The sequence below is a fragment of the Pleionea sp. CnH1-48 genome (assembly GCF_024124665.1).
Taxonomy (GTDB): Bacteria; Pseudomonadota; Gammaproteobacteria; order Enterobacterales; family Kangiellaceae; genus JAMXSB01.
Genome location: NZ_JAMXSB010000009.1, coordinates 152891 through 172861 on the forward strand (window position 1 = coordinate 152891; position 19971 = coordinate 172861).

Sequence of the window (19971 nt, forward strand, 5' to 3'; positions counted from 1 at the left end):
GCGTCGAGAATGGTTGAAGTAAAATACGCATTAGATACGTTCTATTTTTTAGTATCGGGTGCTTTAGTAATGTGGATGGCAGCAGGTTTTGCCATGTTAGAAGCGGGGCTTGTTAGAGCCAAAAATACGACCGAAATATTGACGAAAAATATTGCACTTTATTCTTTGTCTTGCATTATGTTTTTGTTGATGGGTTATCAAATAATGTACGGTAGCCCAGAAGGTGGTTGGTTACCAAACTTTAGTTTCTTGTTAGGAGATGAGCATAGCGCAGAATCTATTAAAGCGGGTAATGCTGATCACTCTCTGTATTCAGACTTTTTCTTCCAGGTTGTTTTTGTTGCTACGGCGATGTCGATTGTATCGGGAGCCGTTGCCGAACGTATGAAGCTGAGTGCCTTCTTAATGTTTACTGTTGTATTGACAGGTTTTATCTATCCTGTTGAAGGTTATTGGAAATGGGGATCTGGCTTCTTACACACGTTGGGATTTAATGACTTTGCTGGTTCGGCCATTGTTCACATGGCGGGTGCGGCGGCGGCATTAGCAGGGGTTATTTTGCTTGGGCCTCGTACAGGAAAATATAATCAACAGGGACAGGCGAAAGGTATTCCTGGGGCTAATCTTCCGTTGGCAACATTAGGTACCTTCATCTTGTGGATGGGATGGTTTGGTTTTAATGGCGGTTCACAGTTGGCGCTGTCCAATATTGAAAATGCCAATGCGGTTGCCAAAATTTTTGTTAACACCAATGCGGCTGCCGCAGGTGGTGTGATCGCTGTATTTCTTTATACCCGTCTGCGTTATCGAGTATCTGACTTAACTTTGATATTAAATGGTGCGCTAGCAGGGTTAGTAGCGATTACTGCTGAGCCATTAACTCCTTCTCCTTGGGTTGCAACCCTGATTGGCGGAGTGGGCGGTCTTTTATGTTCTGTGTCGATTACTGTGTTGGATAAATTAAAGTTGGATGATCCTGTTGGTGCTATTTCTGTCCACGGTGTTGCTGGGATCTTCGGTGTACTGGTTGTGCCTCTTACCAATGAAGGAGCAACTATGACGGCACAACTTATTGGGCTGGTGTGCATTTTTGCCTGGGTATTTACAACATCATTCGCCGTTTGGTGGATTCTTAAGAAAGTCGTAGGTATTCGAGTATCACAAGAAGAAGAATATGTTGGCATGGACAAAGTAGATTGTGGATTAGAAGCCTATCCAGAATTTACCACAGTCAGTGGTCAAAACGGACGTTAAGAAAGAATGGCCTGACAGGTGGGGTGCCTTGTCAGGTCATCAATAATTATAAAACTTTACGATACCTAAAGCGTTTTAAGTTGCAGCTAGGCGGCCAGCGAGCGAATCCCCTGAGCTTAGATGCACTAAGTGATTGAAGTGAGTGCGTGCAGCCAACAACACTGCATCTTGAAAGGCTACGGGTATATTTGGCAAAGTGTTTCATCGCCTGGACACTTTGCTTTTTTTATTTTGTTATTGCCAAATTGATGGCGTTTCTTCATTTTGCAAAGTGCCTAATTGCTCTTTTAATGAAAGCAATTGTTCTTCCCAGTATCGCTGAGTATTAAACCAGGGGAAGTTATGCTTAAAACTGGGGTCCTCCCAGCGGCGCGCCAGCCATGCCATATAGTGCATCATACGCATCGCTCTTAGTGCTTCAACTAAATGCAGCTCGCGATAATCGAACTCGCGGAATTCTTCGTAGCCATCCAACAAAGCATTACGCTGTGCAACTTTGTCTTGCTCTGCGCCAGTAATCAGCATCCATAAATCTTGCACTGCTGGTCCTATACGGCTGTCGTCAAGATCGACAAAGTGAGGACCATCGTCAGTCCATAAAATATTGGAAGGATGGCAGTCACCATGGATACGAAAAGTTTCGATATCTGAGAAACGAGAAAAGCGTTCGACACAGGCTTCAATTAAAGGCAGACATACGCTGTTCATGGATTCTTTAAGGCTGTCTGGAACAAAGCCTTGTTGCATAACAAAGTCGTGACTTTGTTGAGCGTAAGCATCAACATTAATGACAGGACGTTGGTTATAATTTTGACTTTCGCCGATAAGATGGATACGACCAATAAAACGACCTAACCAGGTTAAGGTTTCTTCGTCATCAAGATTGGGCGAGCGCCCGCCACGACTTTCAAATAATGAAAAACGAAAGTTCTTAAAGTGCAAGAGCGACTGATCATTAAATAGAGTCGGGGCAACAACCGGAATTTCTGCCTCGGCGAGTTGTAACGAAAACTGGTGTTCTTCAAGGATTTGTTCATCACTCCAGCGGTGAGGACGATAGAACTTCACGACCCAGCGTTTTTGCGCGAAGTCTCTTAATTGGTACACTCGATTTTCATAGCTATTTAAGGCCAGTAGAGCAGCCTCGGCCTCGATACCCGTGGCATCAAGAGCATCTAATATAGTATCAGGGTCGAGCTGATAAAACTCATGGTGTTGTGTCATAACAATAGCGGCTCGCGGTAGTAGGCTCTGGTTTTATGCTAGCTTAATATCTGTCCACTTTTTCTGGTTCCACAACCAGGCAAAAATTCCCGCCTGAATACTGCGATAGACAAATTGAACAGTCCAGATGGCAGTTAAACCAAAGCCGAGCATTGGACCCATGGTATAAGCCAACGGCAAGAACAGTAACCACTGCATAATAAGAGAAACTTTCATAGTATCTTTGGTGGCTCCTGCGCCTTGTAAAGCGTTCATTAGAACCAGCCCAATAGCATCTAACATAATGCCAATACCCACCAGGCGTAAGGGGAGTATGGCGATGTTGATAGCGGTAGCTTCGTGTAAAAATAGTCCCAGCAAAAACTCCGGCACTATGATCATGGGAAGTCCGATAATAAACACGGTGATCATGGCAATGACGGTGGTATCCCAGCCCCATTGATGGGCATCGTCGGGCTCACCTCGACCGAGTGCTTGACCTACGAGCGTGGCTGCTGATATGCCAAATGCAATACACGGAAGAATGGCAACCAGAGTGATATTGGTTAGAACATTAGCTGCGGCAAGCTCAGCGGTGCCAACCTGACCAACAATCCAGAAGAGTATGGTAAAGCCCATGGCAAAAAATAGCTGTTGGATGGATGAAGGGATGGAGATGCGAACCACCGTGATCAGGGTTTCTTTGTGTGGCAAATGTAAACCAAAGCCAAAATCTCTGGTGTGGCGTAATGCCAGATAGGTGTACACCAGCGTCCCACCAAACATTGATAGTGCTGTACCTAAGCCTGCGCCTGCTACCCCTAGCTCAGGGAAGCCGAATTTGCCGTAAATCAGTAGATAGTTAAGTACGATATTGAGGCTATGCATGATGAGCAGGGTGCGCATGTAAAAGCCTGTCAGCTTAATCGCACTCCAGTAACCTCGATAGCAAAAGTTCATACCGACCGCAAAAATCGCCATCAAGCGAACTTCGAGATATTCAGAGCCGTAACGAATGACTTCGGGATCGTCGTTGAGCCAGGCCATAATGTTTTCGGCATAGAGCGTCAAAACGATAGATAGTGGGATCGCCGTGACGAGTATGGCAACCAGAGCACCGTTAAGTGGATTGGCCGCGTCTTTTTGGCGACCCTCGCCAATACGGCGGGCTACCATGGCTTGGACACCCGCTGACATCCCCATAAATAGAGCTGCGGCAACAAAATTAATAAAGCTGGCGATACCAACAGCTGCCAGTTGTGCGGTGCCCAGATAGCCAACCATGGCAGCGTCGACCAGATTCAGTATATTTTGCGACATCATACCGCCGAGAATAGGCAGCGCCAGGCTTAGAATTTGTTTGTATCTGTCTTTTTTGGGCACGATAGGGCTACTCTGGTGATTTCCGTGGTTTGTAACATGGGCTTGAAAATAGAGCAAGCTTAATCGGTGGTAATTCAGATAGTGCGAGGCTCTCTGGAGCCTAATGATAGAAAACGAGATTTTATTTTATCTTGCAACGGAACGTGCAGCAGCCCATACATGGACTTCCTTGCATCCTGCTTTTTTGAGCTGTTTGGCTAGTTCGCGAACAGTGCTGCCTGTGGTGATGACATCGTCAATAATGGCGATTCGCGCAGGCGGTTGAGCACAGACATAAAATGCATTGCGCATATTTTGATTACGTTCGTTGGCATTGAGTGAGGTTTGTTCGGCGGTGGCTCTAATTTTCTTTACTAGCTTGGTGTTGAGTGGAAGGGCCAGTTGTTTGGCAACACCTTGAGCAATCAGCTGGGCTTGATTAAAACCGCGCCAACGTAGGCGCTTTGGATGCAAAGGGACGGGAATTATTAGGTCTGGCTTCTCAGTCGATGCTTTTTGCTCAACAGCTTTTGCGATGACATGCGCTAACCACTGACTAAGATAAGTTTGTCGGTGAAACTTTAAGGCGGGTATCCAGTGACTTAGAGGCGGTTGGTAGTCAAAGGGAATTAACAAATGATCAATGACGGATGGCTGTCGCAGGCATTGCCCACAGAATTGCTGAGATTCTGCGATAGGAGTCGGGCAGCTTTGGCATAGATGAGGACTATAGGGCAAGTGATTAGCACAGCTACTACAAACCGGTGAAGTGGGGGGCATATCGTTGTTGATGGCCAGTCGACACAGTGCGCACTGTTTGCCCATCAGATAGGTGCGCCATTCTACGAGCTGTTGGCGCAACCGTTTGACCGACTGTGACTTAACCATCATGAAGTAGAATTAGGCATATCAAAATGCGCATGCAGAAGATTGCTGATTTGTTGCTCATCAAAAGGTTTTAGCAAAAAGTCGTTAAACAAATCTTCTGGCTTTTGTGACTCGTCAAGCATGGAGCCAGAAATTGCGACAATGGGGATCTTGCTCGTTAGCTGGTTGGTTTTCATGTGTTTCGCTGCTTCCCAGCCATTCATGCTCGGTAAGTGAATATCAAGAAAAATAATATCAGGAGAAGACTCTTCGAGCATCGCAAGTCCTTCTTCTGCGGAGTAGGCTGACGTAATATTAAAGTTTTTGATTCGCTCAACATATTTTTTAAGCAATAGGTGATGAATACGGTTATCTTCGATGTATAAAATGTTGCCGGTTCCATTCAGTTTTTGTTTGGAAACTGTGGGCTTAGGCATTTGAGTTTGGTGATTGTCTTCCGGTAGGTTTAATACAAACTTACTGCCCAGGCCAATTTCTGATTTCACACTGATGTTGATGTTCATGAGTTCTGCCAAGGCACTGCAAAGACTCAAGCCAAGACCAATGCCTGGAATTTCTGAACGTTCAAAGCCAAGTCGATTGAAAGGTTTAAATAGCGTGTCCAAATGTTCTTTCTCTATTCCTGGCCCATCATCTTCAACCTGGATTTTTAAACTGCTAGCTGTGCGTCTTGCTTTAATGTCGATAGAACTATGATTGGGTGAATACTTAACGGCGTTGGAAATCAAATTAATAAGAATCTGTTTTAACCGTAATTGATCAGAAAAGACTTCAATATGTTCAGGTACTATATGAATACTCAGGCGTTGTTCTTTCTCTTTAATTTGTGGTGATAAATAACTGACGGCTTCATGGATCAACGGAGCCAGATCGAACTTTGCCAAATAAAGTTCGAAATTGCCGGATTCAATCCGTGTGATATCAGATAATTGTTCGGTCAGTTCTAGTAGGTGGTGACCAGCTTGTTCTATCGCACCTAGTAGATTTTGTTTATCTTTGGGAATAGTGACTTCTTCCTGAATCAATTTGCTAAAACCTAGTATTGAATTGAGCGGCGTTCTCAATTCATGGCTGATGCTACTAACGAACTTGCTTTTTTCAGCATTGGCTTTTTGAGCTATCTGTTGTTGAGCTTTTAGATCCGAGAACATCTTATTTTTTTGGATAAGCTGGCGCACATGGATCAGCAGTTCTTCGATGTCATAAGGTTTGGTTAGGTAGTCATCAATGCCTCGCGCAATGAGTTCGCAACGACGCGCGGTGTCGTCAAAAGCGGTTACCGCTAAGATAGGTATTGCACCATAGGCTTCGGGAGACTTGCGGATGCGACTGACTAACTCAAGCCCACTGGTGGAGCCTTCGAGCAAAATATCTGTGATAACCAAGTTAAATGATTGAGCAACAAATAGGTGCCAGGCTTGTTCTACGTCTGGCGCACATTCGACTTCCAGACCAATTCCGGTTAATGCATAAGTGAGCAAGTCACGTTGAGAACGAGAATCTTCAACCACTAAGACACGACCATCTATATTGGCGTGAATGCGTTGCAAGCGGTTAAGGTAAACCAGTAGTTGTTCCAGCTCGGAATTAAAAAACACCTCCGTTAACCCAAATAAATGGGCCTTCTTCATCACTTCTTCTTTTGCTTCAGAGGTGTGCAGGATAAAAGGGGTAAAGAGTAGTCCTTCTTCTTTACGCACGTGTTTGCACAGAGCAAATGCATCGCCGTCGGGTAGTTGATGGGTGCTGCAAATAATATCGATATTGCTATGATGGATTAACTCTCTGGCCTCGGCGAACGAATGGGCATTAATGACTTGATAATCTGTATCCGATAGCAGGTTAAGTACATAGTTGATAGTGGATTCGTTTTCTTCTACCAGAAGCAGCTTCATAAGTCTAAAAGAACAATGAGAGATAAGAGTAATTGTAGTTGAAAACGAGCAAAGTATAGGGATATTGGCTGGCTGTTTTTTGTTCGTTTGTCAACTTTTATTCATGGCATTCGTTGACATGGTAAGCCTAGCCGATACCATGATGCCCAGATATTATAAAAAATTAAGGTATGTGGCATGTTGCAATATAAGTCATTGTCGTTGGGAGCGCTGAGAAGTGACTGGACCGTCTCGCAAGTAGATGAAATTTTTTCTATGCCTTTCAATGACTTGTTATTTTATGCCCAGAGCGTCCATCGGCAGCATTTTAATCCAAATGAAGTGCAAACCTCGACCTTGTTAAGCATTAAAACCGGGGCGTGTCCTGAAGACTGTGCCTATTGCCCGCAAAGCGGCCATTACAACACCGGGCTTAGCAAAGAACAGTTGATGGCGTTGGAAGAGGTATTGTCTAGCGCTCGTCAGGCAAAACAGAATGGTGCTACCCGTTTTTGTATGGGAGCCGCCTGGCGTTCGCCGAGAGCGAAAGACTTCCCCGTTGTGCTTGAGATGATCAAAAATGTTAAGCAAATGGGCATGGAAACCTGTGTGACTTTAGGAATGCTTTCTGCTGATCAGGCACAAGAGCTTAAAGACGCCGGACTCGATTATTACAACCATAATCTCGACACCTCAAAAGAGTATTACTCTCAAATTATTACCACTCGTACCTACGATAATCGCCTCGACACGCTGCAAAATGTTCGTGATGCGGGTATCAATGTATGCAGTGGCGGTATCGTTGGCATGGGAGAGACGCATCAAGACCGTCTGGGTTTACTAAAAGAGCTGGCAAATCTTCCTGAGCATCCTCAAAGCGTGCCAATTAATATGCTGGTTGCAGTCGAAGGCACACCATTAGCCGATACGCCCAAGATGGATCCCATCGAGTTTATTCGTACCATTGCGACAGCTCGCATTATGATGCCTAAGTCTTATGTGCGTCTGTCTGCCGGTCGTGAAGAAATGTCGGACGAAACTCAGGCTCTTTGTTTCTTAGCCGGAGCTAATTCTATCTTTTATGGTGAAAAGCTACTGACGACGGCCAATCCCGAAGAAAACACCGATCGAGAGTTGTTTGATAAATTAGGAATCAAGCCTGAAAGCCGTACTCATACCGAAGAAGATATTGAGGTGCCAACTATTGAGCCTGCGCAAGCTCAGCAACAAGGTGCTCGCTTCTACAATGCTGCTCAATAAATCGAGCAGCAAAGACATACGCATCTTTTACTGATAGCGATGAGCTTGATATGAATTCAGAGTTTAGTCAGTGGCTTGGCAAGCGCTTAGTTGAGCGACAGCAAGCAGGTTTGGAACGCAAGGTATCGACTTTGGAATCCAATCAATCTGCACAGGTAATATGCGCAGGAAAACAACTGATTAATTTTAGTAGTAACGATTATCTGTCATTGGCCAGCGACCCCTGCACTTTAGCTGCGCTCAATGATGGCGCACGCAAGTACGGTGTCGGCAGCGGCGCCTCACATTTGATCTGTGGCCACAGTGAAGCCCATGAACTGCTAGCGCAAGAGTTAGCGGATTGGACAGGGCGTGAGGCCGTTGCGTTGTTTTCTTCGGGTTATATGGCGAACCTGGCGGTCTTGAATACTCTCACTGATAAGTCTGATTTATTAGTGCAGGACAAACTTAATCACGCTTCTTTAATCGACAGTGGTTTGACTGCGGCTGCGAGCAATCTTCGTTATCGGCATGCCGATATGCAGTCATTGCAGCAACAGTTAGCTGCACGAGATGCTCGATTTAAATGGATTGTCAGTGATGGTGTCTTCAGCATGGATGGTGATGTTGCTCCAATCACAAAAATGGTAGATATTGCCACGCAGCATCAAGCGCTTATGATGATTGATGATGCTCATGGTATTGGTGTACTCGGGGCCAATGGTGCCGGGTTACTGGAACAGTACCAGGTGTTGCCTTCGCAGGTAACCGTATTGATGGGAACCCTTGGCAAAGCACTTGGCACGGCTGGTGCTTTTGTCGCGTCTAGCCAAGAGGTGATTGATTCCTTAACACAATTTGGTCGTTCTTATATTTATACAACAGCCATGTCGCCCGCGATGGCCTATGCCAGCTATCGCAATGTTCGTTTGTGTCGAGAGCAGCCCCAGCGACGACAAACTCTGGAACAATCAATCTCGCTGTTTAAATCCATGGCGCAGGAGTTGGGTATCGCTATTATGCCATCGGATACCGCTATTCAACCGGTGTTAATCCATGATGATAATGCCTGCGTTGAGATTGGAAAATGGTTGCGTGAGCGTGGTTTCTGGGTGGGTGTTATTCGTCCTCCTACTGTACCCAAAGGCAGTGCTCGTTTACGTGTTACGCTTAATTCTGCCCATACGCAATCGCAGATTGAGCAGTTGCTGTTGGCCATCAAAGATGCGCTAATGCGATTTGCTCCACAGCGTTTAAGTTAATATTCATTGAACTACTGTTCGTTAACTTGATGAGTCAATCGTTTATATTGAAGAGATACTTGAGGAAAGAAAAACACAATGGCGTTAAAACCTTATTTTGAACAGTTTGGCCAGGGGCCTGATTTAGTATTGTTGCACGGTTGGGGTATCCATGGTGGCATCTTCGAGCATCTCTACGAATATCTTGAGCCTCACTTTCGAGTCACTAATATTGATTTGCCAGGGTTTGGCCGTAGCCCTGTTCCGAATGCGAGTTATCAGGTTGCGCTGTTGCAAGAGCAGATCTTATCGGTAGCCCCCGAGCAGGCTCATTACGTTGGGTGGTCTCTGGGCGGGATGCTGGCAACCACCTTAGCTTTAGATTTTCCTGAACGTGTTAACAAGTTGGTAACCGTCGCCAGTAACCCTACATTTTTGGTGAAGGACGAGTGGAGTTACGCAATGAAAGTGTCTGTTATGGAAAACTTTATTGCGATGCTTGAAGAAGATTACGAAATGACTTTGATCCGCTTTTTAGGGATTCAAACATTAGGCAGCGAAACGCACAAAGAAGATATCAAACGACTAAAAGAAACGGTGTTTTTACATGGTCGCCCAGCAGGCAAAGCCTTAAGAGGAGGCCTTGAGCTGTTAAAAGAAATGGATGTGCGTGAACGACTTAAAAGTATTGAACACCCTTTTTTAAGAATGTATGGAAAACTCGATGGCTTGGTACCCGTAAAAGTGGTTGAGCAGATTGACGCCTTGTCGCCTGCTAGTCGTTCATATATTTTTCCTAAAGCCAGTCATGCGCCGTTTCTTTCGCACAAAGAATCTTTTATTGAAGTCCTAACTGAGTTTTTACAGCAAGAGGCGCATGTTGCTTGATGACGGCGGTAGATAAACAAAAAGTAGCGGCTTCGTTTTCTAAAGCGGCCAAACATTACGATAACTTTGCCTTCTTGCAAAATGAAGTGGGTGAGCGATTGTTTGAGCGCTTGTCGTTAATGAATATTAAACCGCAACGTATCGCCGATTTAGGTTGTGGTACTGGCGTGTTTACTCGGAAGTTAAAGAAACAATACTCTAAAGCTCAAGTGACAGGTGTTGATATTGCCGAGGGTATGATCGAGCAAGCAAAAAAGAAAAATGGCTTGTTTTCTCGTTGTGAATATATTTGTGCTGATCTCGACGAGTTGCCTTTCGCCGATAACTCCATTGATTTGTTATTTTCGAACTTAGCGATTCAATGGGTTCCTGATTTATCCGCCACGTTTCGTGAATTAAATCGAGTACTAAAACCACAAGGACTGGTTTTGTTTTCTACTCTGGGGCCTGACACTCTTAAAGAATTACGCCATGCCTGGCAGCAGGTCGACAGCTATACGCATGTTAATGATTTTATTGATATGCACGATGTTGGTGATGCCATGTTAAGTGCAAAGCTGCAAGATCCTGTTGTTGATATGGAAGAGATCCAGTTGACCTATCAAACGGTCACGGGACTGATGAAAGATCTGCGAGGGATTGGGGCACACAATATGAATGAAGGCAGTCAGCGAGGACTGATGGGCAAATCTCATTGGCAGGCGATGGTCAGTCACTATGAGGCACTGCGTAATGAGCAAGGTGTGTTACCTGCAACCTACGAAGTCATATACGGTCACGGGTGGCGACGTCCTGTTGCTTTGGAACAAGATACCTACTCGATTGAAGTGAAGTAATATTCAACCTTAATTTATGCCGAAACATCACTGGAGATTATAAGTGAAACGATATTTTGTCACAGGTACAGATACTGAAGTGGGCAAAACCTATGTGACCTGTTTACTTAGCCGTTCTCTGGCTGCTTGTCAGCAATCTGTCGCCAACTTTAAACCTGTGGCTGCGGGAGCTGAGTTTATTAATCAACAACTCTGCAATGAAGATGCATTGTTATTGCAAGTCTCTGCCTCCAAAGCACTAGCTTATGAGCAGGTCAATCCATTCTGTTTTGAACCCGCTATTGCTCCTCATATTGCGGCTGCTAATGCAGGGGTTGAAGTGACTGTTGAAAGTATTGAGCAATCTCTTAGCCTGGATTCGTTTGATGAGGATATTGCATTAGTCGAAGGCGCTGGCGGATGGCTCGTTCCTCTTAACGACAACCAATCTTTTGCCGATATTCCTGCTGCACTAGATTGCGATATTATCTTGGTGGTTGGGATGCGACTTGGCTGCATTAACCATGCTTTGTTAACCGTTGAATCCATTCGTGCGCGGGGTATGAAACTGGCAGGATGGGTTGCTAACGAAATTGATCCTGACATGAGTGCCTATGCTGACAATCTAGTGACACTGACTCAATTGATTTCAGCGCCTCTTATTGCAGAAGTTCGTTACAGTCGTGACAAAGAGTCTCCTTTAGTCTCATCGGATCAATTAGCCCCTCTACTTTAATTCAAACGACTCCTGTATGATTTAAGGCGTGTCTTTATATATACTCTCTGTAGCAATACTTTGGGTATATACCCGTCGCCTTTCAAGTTGCAGTGGTGTTGGCTGCGCGCACTCACCCCAGTCACTTAGTAAAGCTAAGCTCAGGGGACTCGCTTGCTGCGCCTACCTGCACCTTGAAATACGTTGGGTTGAGTAGCTGAATCGATTCGTGGAATTTATAGCTGGGGTTGAATATGCGTCATATAGTCATTTTTTTATTACTAGGGATTGCTGCAACAGCGTTAAATGCTGAAGTTAAGCATGCTGTTGATCAAGGATTTGAGTTGTCAGGACATATCGTGGTTGATGCGAGCCAGGATGCAAGCTGGACGGTACTGACTCAACAAGCTCATAAGTGGTGGAATCCCTCTCATTCTTTTGCTGGTAAAGCTGAAAATCTATACATTGATTTGGATAAAGAGTCCTGTTTTTGTGAAACCTTATCGAATGGTAAGGTGAGACATTTAAATGTTATTCATCATGCTGCTCCTAATCGATTAACCTTCAGCGGTGGCTTAGGACCGTTGCAAGATCAAGCGGCCTATGCCGTACTTAATATTCAACTTAAAGCCGAAGAAAAACGAACTCGAATTAATTGGACTTATCGAGTGAGTGGCTATATGCCAACTGGCTTTACGGCATGGGCAAAACCTGTTGATGGTGTTATTGAAGAGCAGTTCTCACGCCTTAAAAAAGTAATTAACGGAGAGAAACTATGAAGCTCGTAGGATTGCTGGGGGGGACCAGTTGGCATTCATCGGCAGATTACTATCGAATGCTCAATGAGCAGGTTAATCAAAAACTGGGGAAGTTGCATTCTGCTGATTTATTACTGCGTAGCGTAGACTTTCAGTGGCACCACGAGCGGCAACAGCAAGATCAGTGGGACATGCTTGCACGAGAGTTTACAAAAAACGCTCAAGCTTTAGAGAAAGCCGGTGCTCAGGGTATTGTTATTTGTGCCAATACCATGCACTTAATGGCCGAAGATATCCAGAACCAAATTGATATCCCTATTTTGCATATTGCTGATGCTATTGCCATTGAAGCAAAACGATTCCAAACCAATACATTAGGCGTCATAGGGACGGCTTATACGATGGAGAAACCTTTTTATCGCGAGGCTTTAGAGCAACGGGATATTCAAATGTTAGTTCCTGATGAGTCGGGCAGGAAAGAAATCCATCGGGTCATCTATGAAGAGTTATGCAACGGTAAAATTGAATCATCGTCACAGCAAACTTATCTTCAATTGATCCAGTCTCTTGAGGATAATGGTGCAGGTGCTGTTGTTCTTGGGTGTACTGAAATCGGGTTGCTGGTACAACAAGCATTAACACCAGTTAAACTCATTGATTCGTTAAAAGCTCATGTTGACTATGTTGTTGATTGGATGATTGCTGACTAAATTGGTTACCGAAACCTGACACCATGAATATTGTTTTTTTGCCACTCAACATTATTTTTATTTTGGTCATTGTTCGTTTGTCGGCGCTGGTGAGTCAGGGAAGCGCGAGTGGTTTTTGGTTGGGTGCTATTATAGTTTTGGTGCTCCTGACAAACATTGGAGTCTACTTCTGGGTAAAAAGCAACTCTGATCCTTATAAGCGAGCATCTCGCTATCTTAGTAAACCTGTTACCATGGCCTGCTTTATGAAACAGCATCAAATGACAGAGGCTCAGGTGAATGAAGCGATTGGAAAAGGGATACTAAAAGCTTATGAGTTTGAAGGTGAAGTATTTATTGATGAAGATGCTTACGAAGAAAGTGGCCGTTCAATCAATTAATTGAACGGCTATTATAGAGTCGTATTGCAATTGTTTTTGGCTACCAGCCCATGCGCTCCTGCATTCTTTCGTGATGACGACGCTTCATCTTCTTTTTAAGCTGAGCCATTTTGGTTTGCTGCTCGGCTGATAGATGCTGCTTTATTTCATCTCTTGACTGTTTTCTAATAATCAAAGCATCGGCTTTTTTATTGGCAACAGCCTGAGTCAGTTGACGCAGTTTTGACTCGTCTAGAACATCGGCTTGCATCACTTCTCGAATTTCTTTGCGCAAAGCTCGAATATCTTTATGTAAGCTTTTCATCTGTGGCTTACGATTTTCCATGATTGTACGTACCGCTTCCTTTTGATCAACGCTTAGTTCAAGGTGTTCAGCCATGCGCTCAAAACGCTTCTCATGTTTATGAGAGAAGTCACCCATTGCCAAAGCACTGGTTGCCATCATCGAAAATAAACCTGCTAGTACCCACTTGGATTTAAGTTTCATCATTATATGCTCCTGTTTCCCAATTATTACCCATTCAAGACTTAATCATAAATAGGTGTATCTCAAACTATTTCTGTAGGTTAGAGTGTTATTGCTTAACCGTTACACATAGTTTATGAGAACAATGTGCAAATAAGGGTAGGGACTTTGTAAAGATTGTGTAAAGAGGTGCAAATAACTACAGAAATCTTTACAGCATGGCATACTTGTGTCGAGATTAAGTAAGTATTATTACTCGTAGCCTTTCAAGGTGCAGCGGTGTTGGCTGCGCGCACTCACCCCAGTCACTTAGTGTGTCTAAGTTCAGGGGATTCACTTGCTGGCCGCCTACCTGCACTTTGAAGTACTTTGGGTATACCCGTCGCCTTTCAAGGTGCAGCGGTGTTGGCTGCGCGCACTCACCCCAGTCACTTAGTGTGTCTAAGTTCAGGGGATTCACTTGCTGGCCGCCTACCTGCACTTTGAAATGCTTTGGGTATATAGTTATTAATTATGTTGAAATACAGGGGCACACTTCAGGATGTATCGTTTACTTATCGTTGATGATGATCAAGAGCTTTGCAGTTTGCTGACTAGCTACCTTTCTCAAGAAGGGTTCGAGGTAACCAGTGTTCATGATGGCGGAGAAGCCGCAGCGCGCATTCGAAGTGCTGACTTTGATTTGATTGTTCTTGATGTGATGTTGCCGACAATGAATGGGTTTGACGTATTGCGAGATATTCGTCGTCAGAAGTCTGTGCCTGTGCTGATGCTAACGGCGAAAGGCGAAGAGATTGATCGGATCGTGGGCTTGGAGATGGGAGCCGATGATTACCTTGCTAAGCCCTGCAATCCTCGTGAACTTGTTGCTCGAATTCGTAGCATTATTCGACGTGCAGAAGCTATGCCTCCTCAATTAGATGCCGAAGAAAGCAAGGATTTGACATTGCTTGACTTGACCATTGAAGTTGGCAAGCGGATTGTCAGTGTGAATGATGAGGTGATTGAGTTGACCGCAACCGAATTTCAAATCTTGCTGTTGTTGGCTGATAATGCGGGAGAGCTGGTCAAACGAGAGTCTATCAGTGAAGAGTGCTTGGGACGTAAGTTGGCCGCATTTGATCGCAGTATCGATATGCACATTAGTCATTTACGCAAGAAGTTAGGAGCCGGAACCACAGGAGAAGAACGTATCAAAACCATTCGAGGTGTAGGCTATCAATATGTGGCCATTTAACAAGATATCCATTTTTTGGAAGTTGTTTCTCTGGTTTTGGGGCTCGATACTCTTCTTGTTTTTTGTCTCTTTGTTTATCTGGGTACAGTTTAAAGAATCTATTACCTTCCATGATGTTGACCCTGGTACTCAGAGAGTCTTGTCTAAAATGAAAAGGGTGCTGGAATCGGATGTAAAGACAAGACGAAAGCAACGTCTACTGCATGCTTTGCACGGCCCTGTTGATGTATTTCGCATGCGCACAGAAGAAAAGCTTGCCGAGAAAAGACGCTTTATTCCTCATTACATTCTTGATGAAGAAGGCATCGAGCGAGCGGGGCATCCGGTCCCTGAGTCATTAAGCGCATTGCATTTAAAACGAAAGCAACAAGGCATGCTGTCGGTATTGCATGGAGATCTATTGATCTCTGGGCCTAAAAGAATCGTTATCGATGACGAAAGGTATTATTTATATCTTTCGCGACATCTAGGGCGTTTTAGAACCAAAGTTTTTTTTCGTTATCTCTCGACGATTAAGCCTTTGCAGTTTTCTGCCGCGATTCTTGTTAGTTGCTTATTAAGCTTTTTGATGGCTTTAAGTATTGTTGGTCCCATTCGCCGTTTACAGCAGGTTGCTCGACAGATGGCTAACGGTGAGTCTGTCTCTGCCGTCGATAAAATGGGACGACGACGAGATGAGTTCTATGAGTTGGCCTGTGACTTTGATTCAATGTATGACACCATCAGTAAAGTGATGGCTTCGCAAAAGCAACTCGTGAGTGATGTTTCTCACGAGTTGCGCTCACCTCTGGCTCGCCTACAAGTAGCTGCCGGACTTATTGAGCAAAAAGCTGGTGAAGAATTAAAAGAAGATGTTGAGCGTATCGAAATGGAGTGCCATCGGTTAAATGATATGATCAGCCAGTTATTGCATATTTCTGCTTTAGAGCGTGGGCAAGTGTATGAAGCTGAACAGCTCTTTGAGCTAAATTCATTGTTAGACGATGTTATACAGGATGTTGCCTTCGAAGCGAAAGCACGTGAGATTTCCTTAAGGGCTCAACTGGAAAGTCAGATTCAGTTTAGCGGTTACTTCACTTTGTTGCGTAGTGCTATAGAAAACATTTTGCGTAATGCACTACGCTATTCTCCAGATGGCGGTTCCATCATGCTGACTTCGTCTTTACATAAAGAGACTTTACAGATCACTATCGAGGATGAAGGGCCTGGAGTGGCTGAGGCCGAATTACAAAATATCTTTAAACCCTTCTATCGAGTCGATTCTGCGCGGGCTCGCCGAGATGGTGACAGTGGAGCAGGGCTAGGGCTCGCGATTGCTTCTCGAGCGATTGATGCCCATCAAGGATCTCTCAGCGCTAGTAATAGAAGTACAGGGGGCTTGTGTGTGACTATTGAAGTGCCCATTAAGAAACACTAATCCACCTGTGTCTTTATGATGTTTGAGTTTGTAGTTCTGGCAAAGTCGCTTCTTCTTGATGGTAAAGTGGAGTGACTTGTGCCCAAAGGGCTTCCTTTAAACTTTGTAGGCTATCCCAGTTTTCTTGTTGTAGCCATTGGGTTAGCGCATCTGCGACATTCGGAAAATTAACCATTGCAGGTCGTGGCTCGGTGAGCCATTGAGCGACACTGTCATGAGTAAATTGGCTGACAACCGTCGCCATGTTAAGTTGCTGAAGTGCTAATCCATTGGATTGTTGTTCCATCTGTCCTTTTAACGGCTGAATAAGCAGTTTTTTTCCGAGCTGTATGGCTTCGCTCGGTAATTCAAATCCTGCTCCTGTAATAATCCCCTCACAAGCATGTAGATGATGTTGAAATCCTTCTCTCGAAAAAGGTCTCACGTGAATATGATGATAATCAACGGCTTCTTTGACACCGTGATAGATATAAAACTCATAGTCATTAAAAGGCTTTAACAGGCTGATTAAAGTATTGAGATCATCAAAGGGATAGTAGACCAGATACTCTTTATTGTTGACAACACTCTCTCTATGCGGCGCTTCAACCAGTGGAGGTAGAATATCACCATTAAAGTGATCCCAGTGTATTCCAATGGGAAGCGAAACAGGGGCAAAGTATTTCATCACGAGATCGGTAATCAGGTTGTTATCTTTTTTGGGGATCTGAAAGCGAAAGGCATTTTGATGAGAAACACCGATTGAGAATTTTTTCTGTTTTTTTGCCGCCCAGGCCGAGATAGGTTCGAAGTCATTGATCACCAAGTCATAGCCAGAAAGATCAAGCGCATTAACGTCTTTGTAAAATTGCCACAAGTTATTTTTGCAAGCCGTTTTTATATAGCTGATTTGTCCTTTCTCGATGGCGAATGTAAGTCCTTTAAAGCGTTGGAAATCTCCAAAACATTCCATATCAAAATATTGATCCAGCTCTCGTCCCGAAAACATCCAGTCAACTTCTATTCCTGCTTTGTTTAGAGCTTCACACATTACTCGTGCACGGGTAATGTGACCATTACCCGTGGCTTGTACGCCATATAGTATTTTCATAGTTTTTTTGTTCGTTTTATAAAGATCAATTAAAAAAGGACCCGTTAAAAAGTTGTAACTAAATACAGTGCGCTACTAGCGGCGAAAATGCCGAGTAGGGCGCCTGCTGCGATATCACCAGGATAATGAACACCTTGAATGATTCGAGATAAACCGATCAGGCCTGCCCAGATGAAAACGCTAAGGCTGTAGGCCGGATAAAAGTGGTAAACCATTACAGCGAATACAAATCCTGCAGCGGTATGACCGGAAGGAAAACTGAATTGATCCGAAGGTTTTATCCAGGCTTGATAGTCCGTTAACCGATCGCAAGGTCGGTCTCGTTTAATGGCGTTTTTCAATATCAGATAAAGGCTGACTTCAATGCCATAGGCAAGTAACGCGGTCAGAAAAAAAGTGGTTCCGTATATCGGTTCTAACAAACAAAGTGTTAAGCCTATAACAGCGTATAAAGGGCCATCGCCTGTACGAGAAATAAAACGGACCAGTCGTCTGTAATGACATCCTTGCTTATTGGTTACCCACAAAAAAGCATGGGTGTCCATTAAGTGGATTCTTTGGAGAAAAGTGTTCATAATTCGCGCTCACTTTGCTTCATTAATCACACTTTGGTATCCAGGCATGTCAGTCAAGTGAACGCTTTTTGAACGTTTGGTGACAGTCGGTGTTTTTAGAATGATCGGTTATAAGTTGTTTGGTTATTGATTTAAAATGTCATTAATGTCGAGCAGCAAGTACTGTTAAAGAAATTTGAGGATGGATATGGCCAAGCCGGGAAAAACAGGTATAGCACGTATTATTGATGCATTTTTTTATTCTATGAAGGGGTTTAAAGCTGCATGGAAGAATGAGGCGGCTTTTCGTCAAGAAGTATTGATGGCAGCGGTTTTGATCCCTGCGGCCTTTTGGTTGGCCCAAGGACATATAGAGTTGATCCTATTGATTGCCAGCGTTTTCTGGGTGCTGATGGCTGAGCTGATTAACTCTGCCATTGAAGCGGTCGTTGATCGAGTCGGTGCAGAAAAGCACGAACTTTCGGGGCGAGCGAAAGACATTGGCTCGGCGCTCGTACTGGTCAGTTTGGTGTTAATGGGAATAATCTGGATAATAGTCATTAAAAATCGCTTTTTTGGCTAAACCTTTACTTGATTTGGCCGATAACGAGATTGGATAGTAGTGTTCTTTGAGGTGAACTATGCAAATTGACGGGTTATCAACAGCTTTAGGTGGTTTTCAGAATGCCGTTCAACGTGCTGGAACTGCTGCGCAAGAAATCGCGTCTGCTAATGTCGAAAAACAGGGAACACAAAGTTTAGTCGAACCATTGGTTGAGCTTCAGGTGGCAGAGCGAGATGCTTTGGCCAACGCACGCGTTATTGAAACTGAACAGAAGGTTCTCGGTAGTATTATTGATATCAAGGCCTGACGATGGTTGTTAATCCTGCTACGACAGCTCTTCCTATTACTACGGTTAATCCGCCAACGGAAGCCGTGCGTAAGGATGCTGAGCGGCAGGAAAGAATTCCAGAGTCTCGACCTGGCACCGAAAGTCAGGGGTTACGTCAGTCAAATAATCAAGATTCCGCTGATACTCAAATCTTTGACCAAGAAGGTCAGATAGAAGACGAAGGCTCAGAAGAGCAGAGTCAACAGCAGTCAGACAGTGACCGTGATGAAGCGGGCGCTAATAGTGCTGCGTCAGATAACCGTAACACAGGCGTCGAAGAAGAAGCGTCATCCACTGGCGAATTCTTTCAGGAGCGTACAGAGCGACAGGAAGCGGCCGAAATTCGAGAGCTTGAACAGATTGATCGTGCCGTTAGAGAGCACGAAGCTGCTCATGCTCGTGTTGGTGGACAATTGGCAGGCTCTCCCTCATTTGTCTTTAAAACTGGCCCCGATGGAGCTCGTTATGCCGTTGCGGGTGAGGTCTCTATTGATGTTTCAGAAGTTCCTAACGACCCAGAAGCGACCATCAGAAAGCTGCAACAAGTTCGACGAGCAGCACTGGCTCCTGCGGATCCTTCTGCACAAGATCAGCGAGTGGCTTCGCGCGCGGCTGCGGGTATTGCTGAAGCCAGAGCAGAGCTGGCAGCAGATGAGTTGAGCGGTGAAGCCGATAGTACAAGAGGTTCGCTACGAACAGAACGCGAGCCATTAGCCAGTGACGAAGAGACGGTAGCTACAGACAGCCGACAACGTTTTGAATCTCGATTGCGCTCTCTAGGCGTGCTGAACGCTACAGCAGCAGGCGACCAAGTGAGCTTGCGGGCTTAATTCCGGTTACTACCAAACCTGCCAGGTTATGTCGCAAAATCGTTAAAATTACCAATACCCCACAAATCCCTCTGTTTTTTAATATTTGTTAACATTTTCATGGCTTCAAACAGGCCCTCCTTATCATTTCAGCTACTCTTTTGTAATAGAATTAACC

21 protein-coding genes are annotated in these 19971 nt (G+C 44.6%); 14 read left to right on the forward strand and 7 right to left on the reverse strand.

Annotation, left to right across the window (positions count from 1 at the left end; genetic code table 11):
- Positions 1-9 precede the first annotated feature (9 nt).
- Complete coding sequence (locus tag NH399_RS15435; protein WP_253041619.1) at positions 10-1254, forward strand: ammonium transporter; 1245 nt, start codon at positions 10-12, stop codon at positions 1252-1254.
- Between the two features lie 234 nt (positions 1255-1488).
- Here the strand turns inward: NH399_RS15435 and NH399_RS15440 are convergent, their stop codons facing one another.
- From NH399_RS15440 to NH399_RS15455, 4 genes are all read right to left on the reverse strand, one after another.
- Positions 1489-2478 (reverse strand): serine/threonine protein kinase, encoded by a 990-nt coding sequence (locus NH399_RS15440; RefSeq protein WP_253041621.1) that lies wholly within the window; start codon positions 2476-2478, stop codon positions 1489-1491.
- A gap of 33 nt (positions 2479-2511) precedes the next feature.
- Positions 2512-3840, reverse strand: coding sequence for an MATE family efflux transporter (locus NH399_RS15445; protein ID WP_253041623.1), 1329 nt, complete (start codon positions 3838-3840; stop codon positions 2512-2514).
- A gap of 126 nt (positions 3841-3966) precedes the next feature.
- A complete protein-coding gene (locus NH399_RS15450; protein ID WP_253041625.1) occupies positions 3967-4710 on the reverse strand; it encodes a ComF family protein in 744 nt (247 codons plus the stop codon).
- The gene (locus NH399_RS15455) at positions 4707-6602 is read right to left on the reverse strand and encodes a response regulator (protein WP_253041627.1); all 1896 of its coding nucleotides are present in this window, start codon (positions 6600-6602) and stop codon (positions 4707-4709) included. The genes NH399_RS15450 and NH399_RS15455 overlap by 4 nt, the downstream gene beginning before the upstream one ends.
- A 177-nt stretch (positions 6603-6779) precedes the next feature.
- Between NH399_RS15455 and bioB the strand changes: the two genes are divergently transcribed.
- The 8 genes from bioB to NH399_RS15495 all read left to right on the forward strand — a co-directional run bounded on the left by bioB (position 6780) and on the right by NH399_RS15495 (position 13327).
- Positions 6780-7841, forward strand: a complete 1062-nt coding sequence (gene bioB / locus NH399_RS15460) for a biotin synthase BioB (RefSeq protein WP_253041628.1) — start codon at positions 6780-6782, stop codon at positions 7839-7841.
- Between the two features lie 50 nt (positions 7842-7891).
- Positions 7892-9082, forward strand: coding sequence for an 8-amino-7-oxononanoate synthase (gene bioF, locus NH399_RS15465; RefSeq protein ID WP_253041629.1), 1191 nt, complete (start codon positions 7892-7894; stop codon positions 9080-9082).
- A 78-nt stretch (positions 9083-9160) separates the two neighbouring features.
- Positions 9161-9949, forward strand: a complete 789-nt coding sequence (gene bioH / locus NH399_RS15470) for a pimeloyl-ACP methyl ester esterase BioH (protein ID WP_253041630.1) — start codon at positions 9161-9163, stop codon at positions 9947-9949.
- Positions 9949-10785, forward strand: coding sequence for a malonyl-ACP O-methyltransferase BioC (gene bioC / locus NH399_RS15475; RefSeq protein WP_253041631.1), 837 nt, complete (start codon positions 9949-9951; stop codon positions 10783-10785). The genes bioH and bioC overlap by 1 nt, the downstream gene beginning before the upstream one ends.
- Before the next feature lie 43 nt (positions 10786-10828).
- The gene (gene bioD / locus NH399_RS15480; protein WP_253041633.1) at positions 10829-11500 is read left to right on the forward strand and encodes a dethiobiotin synthase; all 672 of its coding nucleotides are present in this window, start codon (positions 10829-10831) and stop codon (positions 11498-11500) included.
- A 233-nt stretch (positions 11501-11733) separates the two neighbouring features.
- The gene (locus tag NH399_RS15485; RefSeq protein WP_253041635.1) at positions 11734-12258 is read left to right on the forward strand and encodes a hypothetical protein; all 525 of its coding nucleotides are present in this window, start codon (positions 11734-11736) and stop codon (positions 12256-12258) included.
- Positions 12255-12947: an aspartate/glutamate racemase family protein gene (locus tag NH399_RS15490; protein ID WP_253041637.1), complete on the forward strand. Its 693-nt coding sequence runs from the start codon at positions 12255-12257 to the stop codon at positions 12945-12947. The genes NH399_RS15485 and NH399_RS15490 overlap by 4 nt, the downstream gene beginning before the upstream one ends.
- 23 nt (positions 12948-12970) lie before the next feature.
- Positions 12971-13327 carry a hypothetical protein gene (locus tag NH399_RS15495; RefSeq protein WP_253041639.1) on the forward strand — a complete coding sequence of 119 codons (357 nt, stop codon included), beginning with the start codon at positions 12971-12973 and terminating at the stop codon, positions 13325-13327.
- A gap of 40 nt (positions 13328-13367) precedes the next feature.
- Here the strand turns inward: NH399_RS15495 and NH399_RS15500 are convergent, their stop codons facing one another.
- On the reverse strand, positions 13368-13817 hold the full coding sequence (locus NH399_RS15500) for a Spy/CpxP family protein refolding chaperone (RefSeq protein WP_253041641.1): 450 nt from the start codon (positions 13815-13817) through the stop codon (positions 13368-13370).
- Between the two features lie 517 nt (positions 13818-14334).
- Here NH399_RS15500 and NH399_RS15505 point away from each other — a divergent pair.
- Positions 14335-15030: a response regulator transcription factor gene (locus NH399_RS15505; protein WP_253041643.1), complete on the forward strand. Its 696-nt coding sequence runs from the start codon at positions 14335-14337 to the stop codon at positions 15028-15030.
- Complete coding sequence (locus tag NH399_RS15510) at positions 15017-16447, forward strand: ATP-binding protein (protein WP_253041645.1); 1431 nt, start codon at positions 15017-15019, stop codon at positions 16445-16447. The genes NH399_RS15505 and NH399_RS15510 overlap by 14 nt, the downstream gene beginning before the upstream one ends.
- A gap of 13 nt (positions 16448-16460) precedes the next feature.
- On the opposite strand, the gene NH399_RS15515 is transcribed toward NH399_RS15510, so the two are convergent.
- Positions 16461-17537 (reverse strand): MJ1255/VC2487 family glycosyltransferase, encoded by a 1077-nt coding sequence (locus tag NH399_RS15515; RefSeq protein ID WP_253041647.1) that lies wholly within the window; start codon positions 17535-17537, stop codon positions 16461-16463.
- Between the two features lie 44 nt (positions 17538-17581).
- The gene (locus NH399_RS15520) at positions 17582-18082 is read right to left on the reverse strand and encodes a phosphatase PAP2 family protein (protein ID WP_253041649.1); all 501 of its coding nucleotides are present in this window, start codon (positions 18080-18082) and stop codon (positions 17582-17584) included.
- Positions 18083-18299: 217 nt separating this feature from the next.
- On the opposite strand from NH399_RS15520, the gene NH399_RS15525 reads away from it, so the two are divergent.
- Genes NH399_RS15525 through NH399_RS15535 form a run of 3 tightly spaced genes read left to right on the forward strand, consistent with a single transcriptional unit; the run spans position 18300 to position 19814 of the window.
- Positions 18300-18674: a diacylglycerol kinase gene (locus NH399_RS15525; protein WP_253041651.1), complete on the forward strand. Its 375-nt coding sequence runs from the start codon at positions 18300-18302 to the stop codon at positions 18672-18674.
- A gap of 58 nt (positions 18675-18732) precedes the next feature.
- Positions 18733-18963, forward strand: a complete 231-nt coding sequence (locus NH399_RS15530) for a hypothetical protein (protein ID WP_253041653.1) — start codon at positions 18733-18735, stop codon at positions 18961-18963.
- A 2-nt stretch (positions 18964-18965) separates the two neighbouring features.
- A complete protein-coding gene (locus NH399_RS15535; protein WP_253041655.1) occupies positions 18966-19814 on the forward strand; it encodes a putative metalloprotease CJM1_0395 family protein in 849 nt (282 codons plus the stop codon).
- The last annotated feature ends 157 nt before the right edge of the window (positions 19815-19971 follow it).

Bases quoted from the DNA above. Each gene is read 5' to 3' on its own strand.
- NH399_RS15440 (WP_253041621.1), bottom strand. From the start codon at position 2,478: ATGACACAACACCATGAGTTTTATCAGCTCGACCCTGATACTATATTA.
- NH399_RS15450 (WP_253041625.1), bottom strand. From the start codon at position 4,710: ATGATGGTTAAGTCACAGTCGGTCAAACGGTTGCGCCAACAGCTCGTA.
- NH399_RS15435 (WP_253041619.1), top strand. From the start codon at position 10: ATGGTTGAAGTAAAATACGCATTAGATACGTTCTATTTTTTAGTATCG.
- bioB (WP_253041628.1), top strand. From the start codon at position 6,780: ATGTTGCAATATAAGTCATTGTCGTTGGGAGCGCTGAGAAGTGACTGG.
- NH399_RS15455 (WP_253041627.1), bottom strand. From the start codon at position 6,602: ATGAAGCTGCTTCTGGTAGAAGAAAACGAATCCACTATCAACTATGTA.
- NH399_RS15490 (WP_253041637.1), top strand. From the start codon at position 12,255: ATGAAGCTCGTAGGATTGCTGGGGGGGACCAGTTGGCATTCATCGGCA.
- NH399_RS15530 (WP_253041653.1), top strand. From the start codon at position 18,733: ATGCAAATTGACGGGTTATCAACAGCTTTAGGTGGTTTTCAGAATGCC.
- NH399_RS15515 (WP_253041647.1), bottom strand. From the start codon at position 17,537: ATGAAAATACTATATGGCGTACAAGCCACGGGTAATGGTCACATTACC.
- NH399_RS15535 (WP_253041655.1), top strand. From the start codon at position 18,966: ATGGTTGTTAATCCTGCTACGACAGCTCTTCCTATTACTACGGTTAAT.
- NH399_RS15520 (WP_253041649.1), bottom strand. From the start codon at position 18,082: ATGGACACCCATGCTTTTTTGTGGGTAACCAATAAGCAAGGATGTCAT.
- NH399_RS15485 (WP_253041635.1), top strand. From the start codon at position 11,734: ATGCGTCATATAGTCATTTTTTTATTACTAGGGATTGCTGCAACAGCG.
- NH399_RS15510 (WP_253041645.1), top strand. From the start codon at position 15,017: ATGTGGCCATTTAACAAGATATCCATTTTTTGGAAGTTGTTTCTCTGG.
- NH399_RS15500 (WP_253041641.1), bottom strand. From the start codon at position 13,817: ATGATGAAACTTAAATCCAAGTGGGTACTAGCAGGTTTATTTTCGATG.
- bioH (WP_253041630.1), top strand. From the start codon at position 9,161: ATGGCGTTAAAACCTTATTTTGAACAGTTTGGCCAGGGGCCTGATTTA.
- NH399_RS15505 (WP_253041643.1), top strand. From the start codon at position 14,335: ATGTATCGTTTACTTATCGTTGATGATGATCAAGAGCTTTGCAGTTTG.
- bioC (WP_253041631.1), top strand. From the start codon at position 9,949: ATGACGGCGGTAGATAAACAAAAAGTAGCGGCTTCGTTTTCTAAAGCG.
- NH399_RS15495 (WP_253041639.1), top strand. From the start codon at position 12,971: ATGAATATTGTTTTTTTGCCACTCAACATTATTTTTATTTTGGTCATT.
- bioF (WP_253041629.1), top strand. From the start codon at position 7,892: ATGAATTCAGAGTTTAGTCAGTGGCTTGGCAAGCGCTTAGTTGAGCGA.
- NH399_RS15525 (WP_253041651.1), top strand. From the start codon at position 18,300: ATGGCCAAGCCGGGAAAAACAGGTATAGCACGTATTATTGATGCATTT.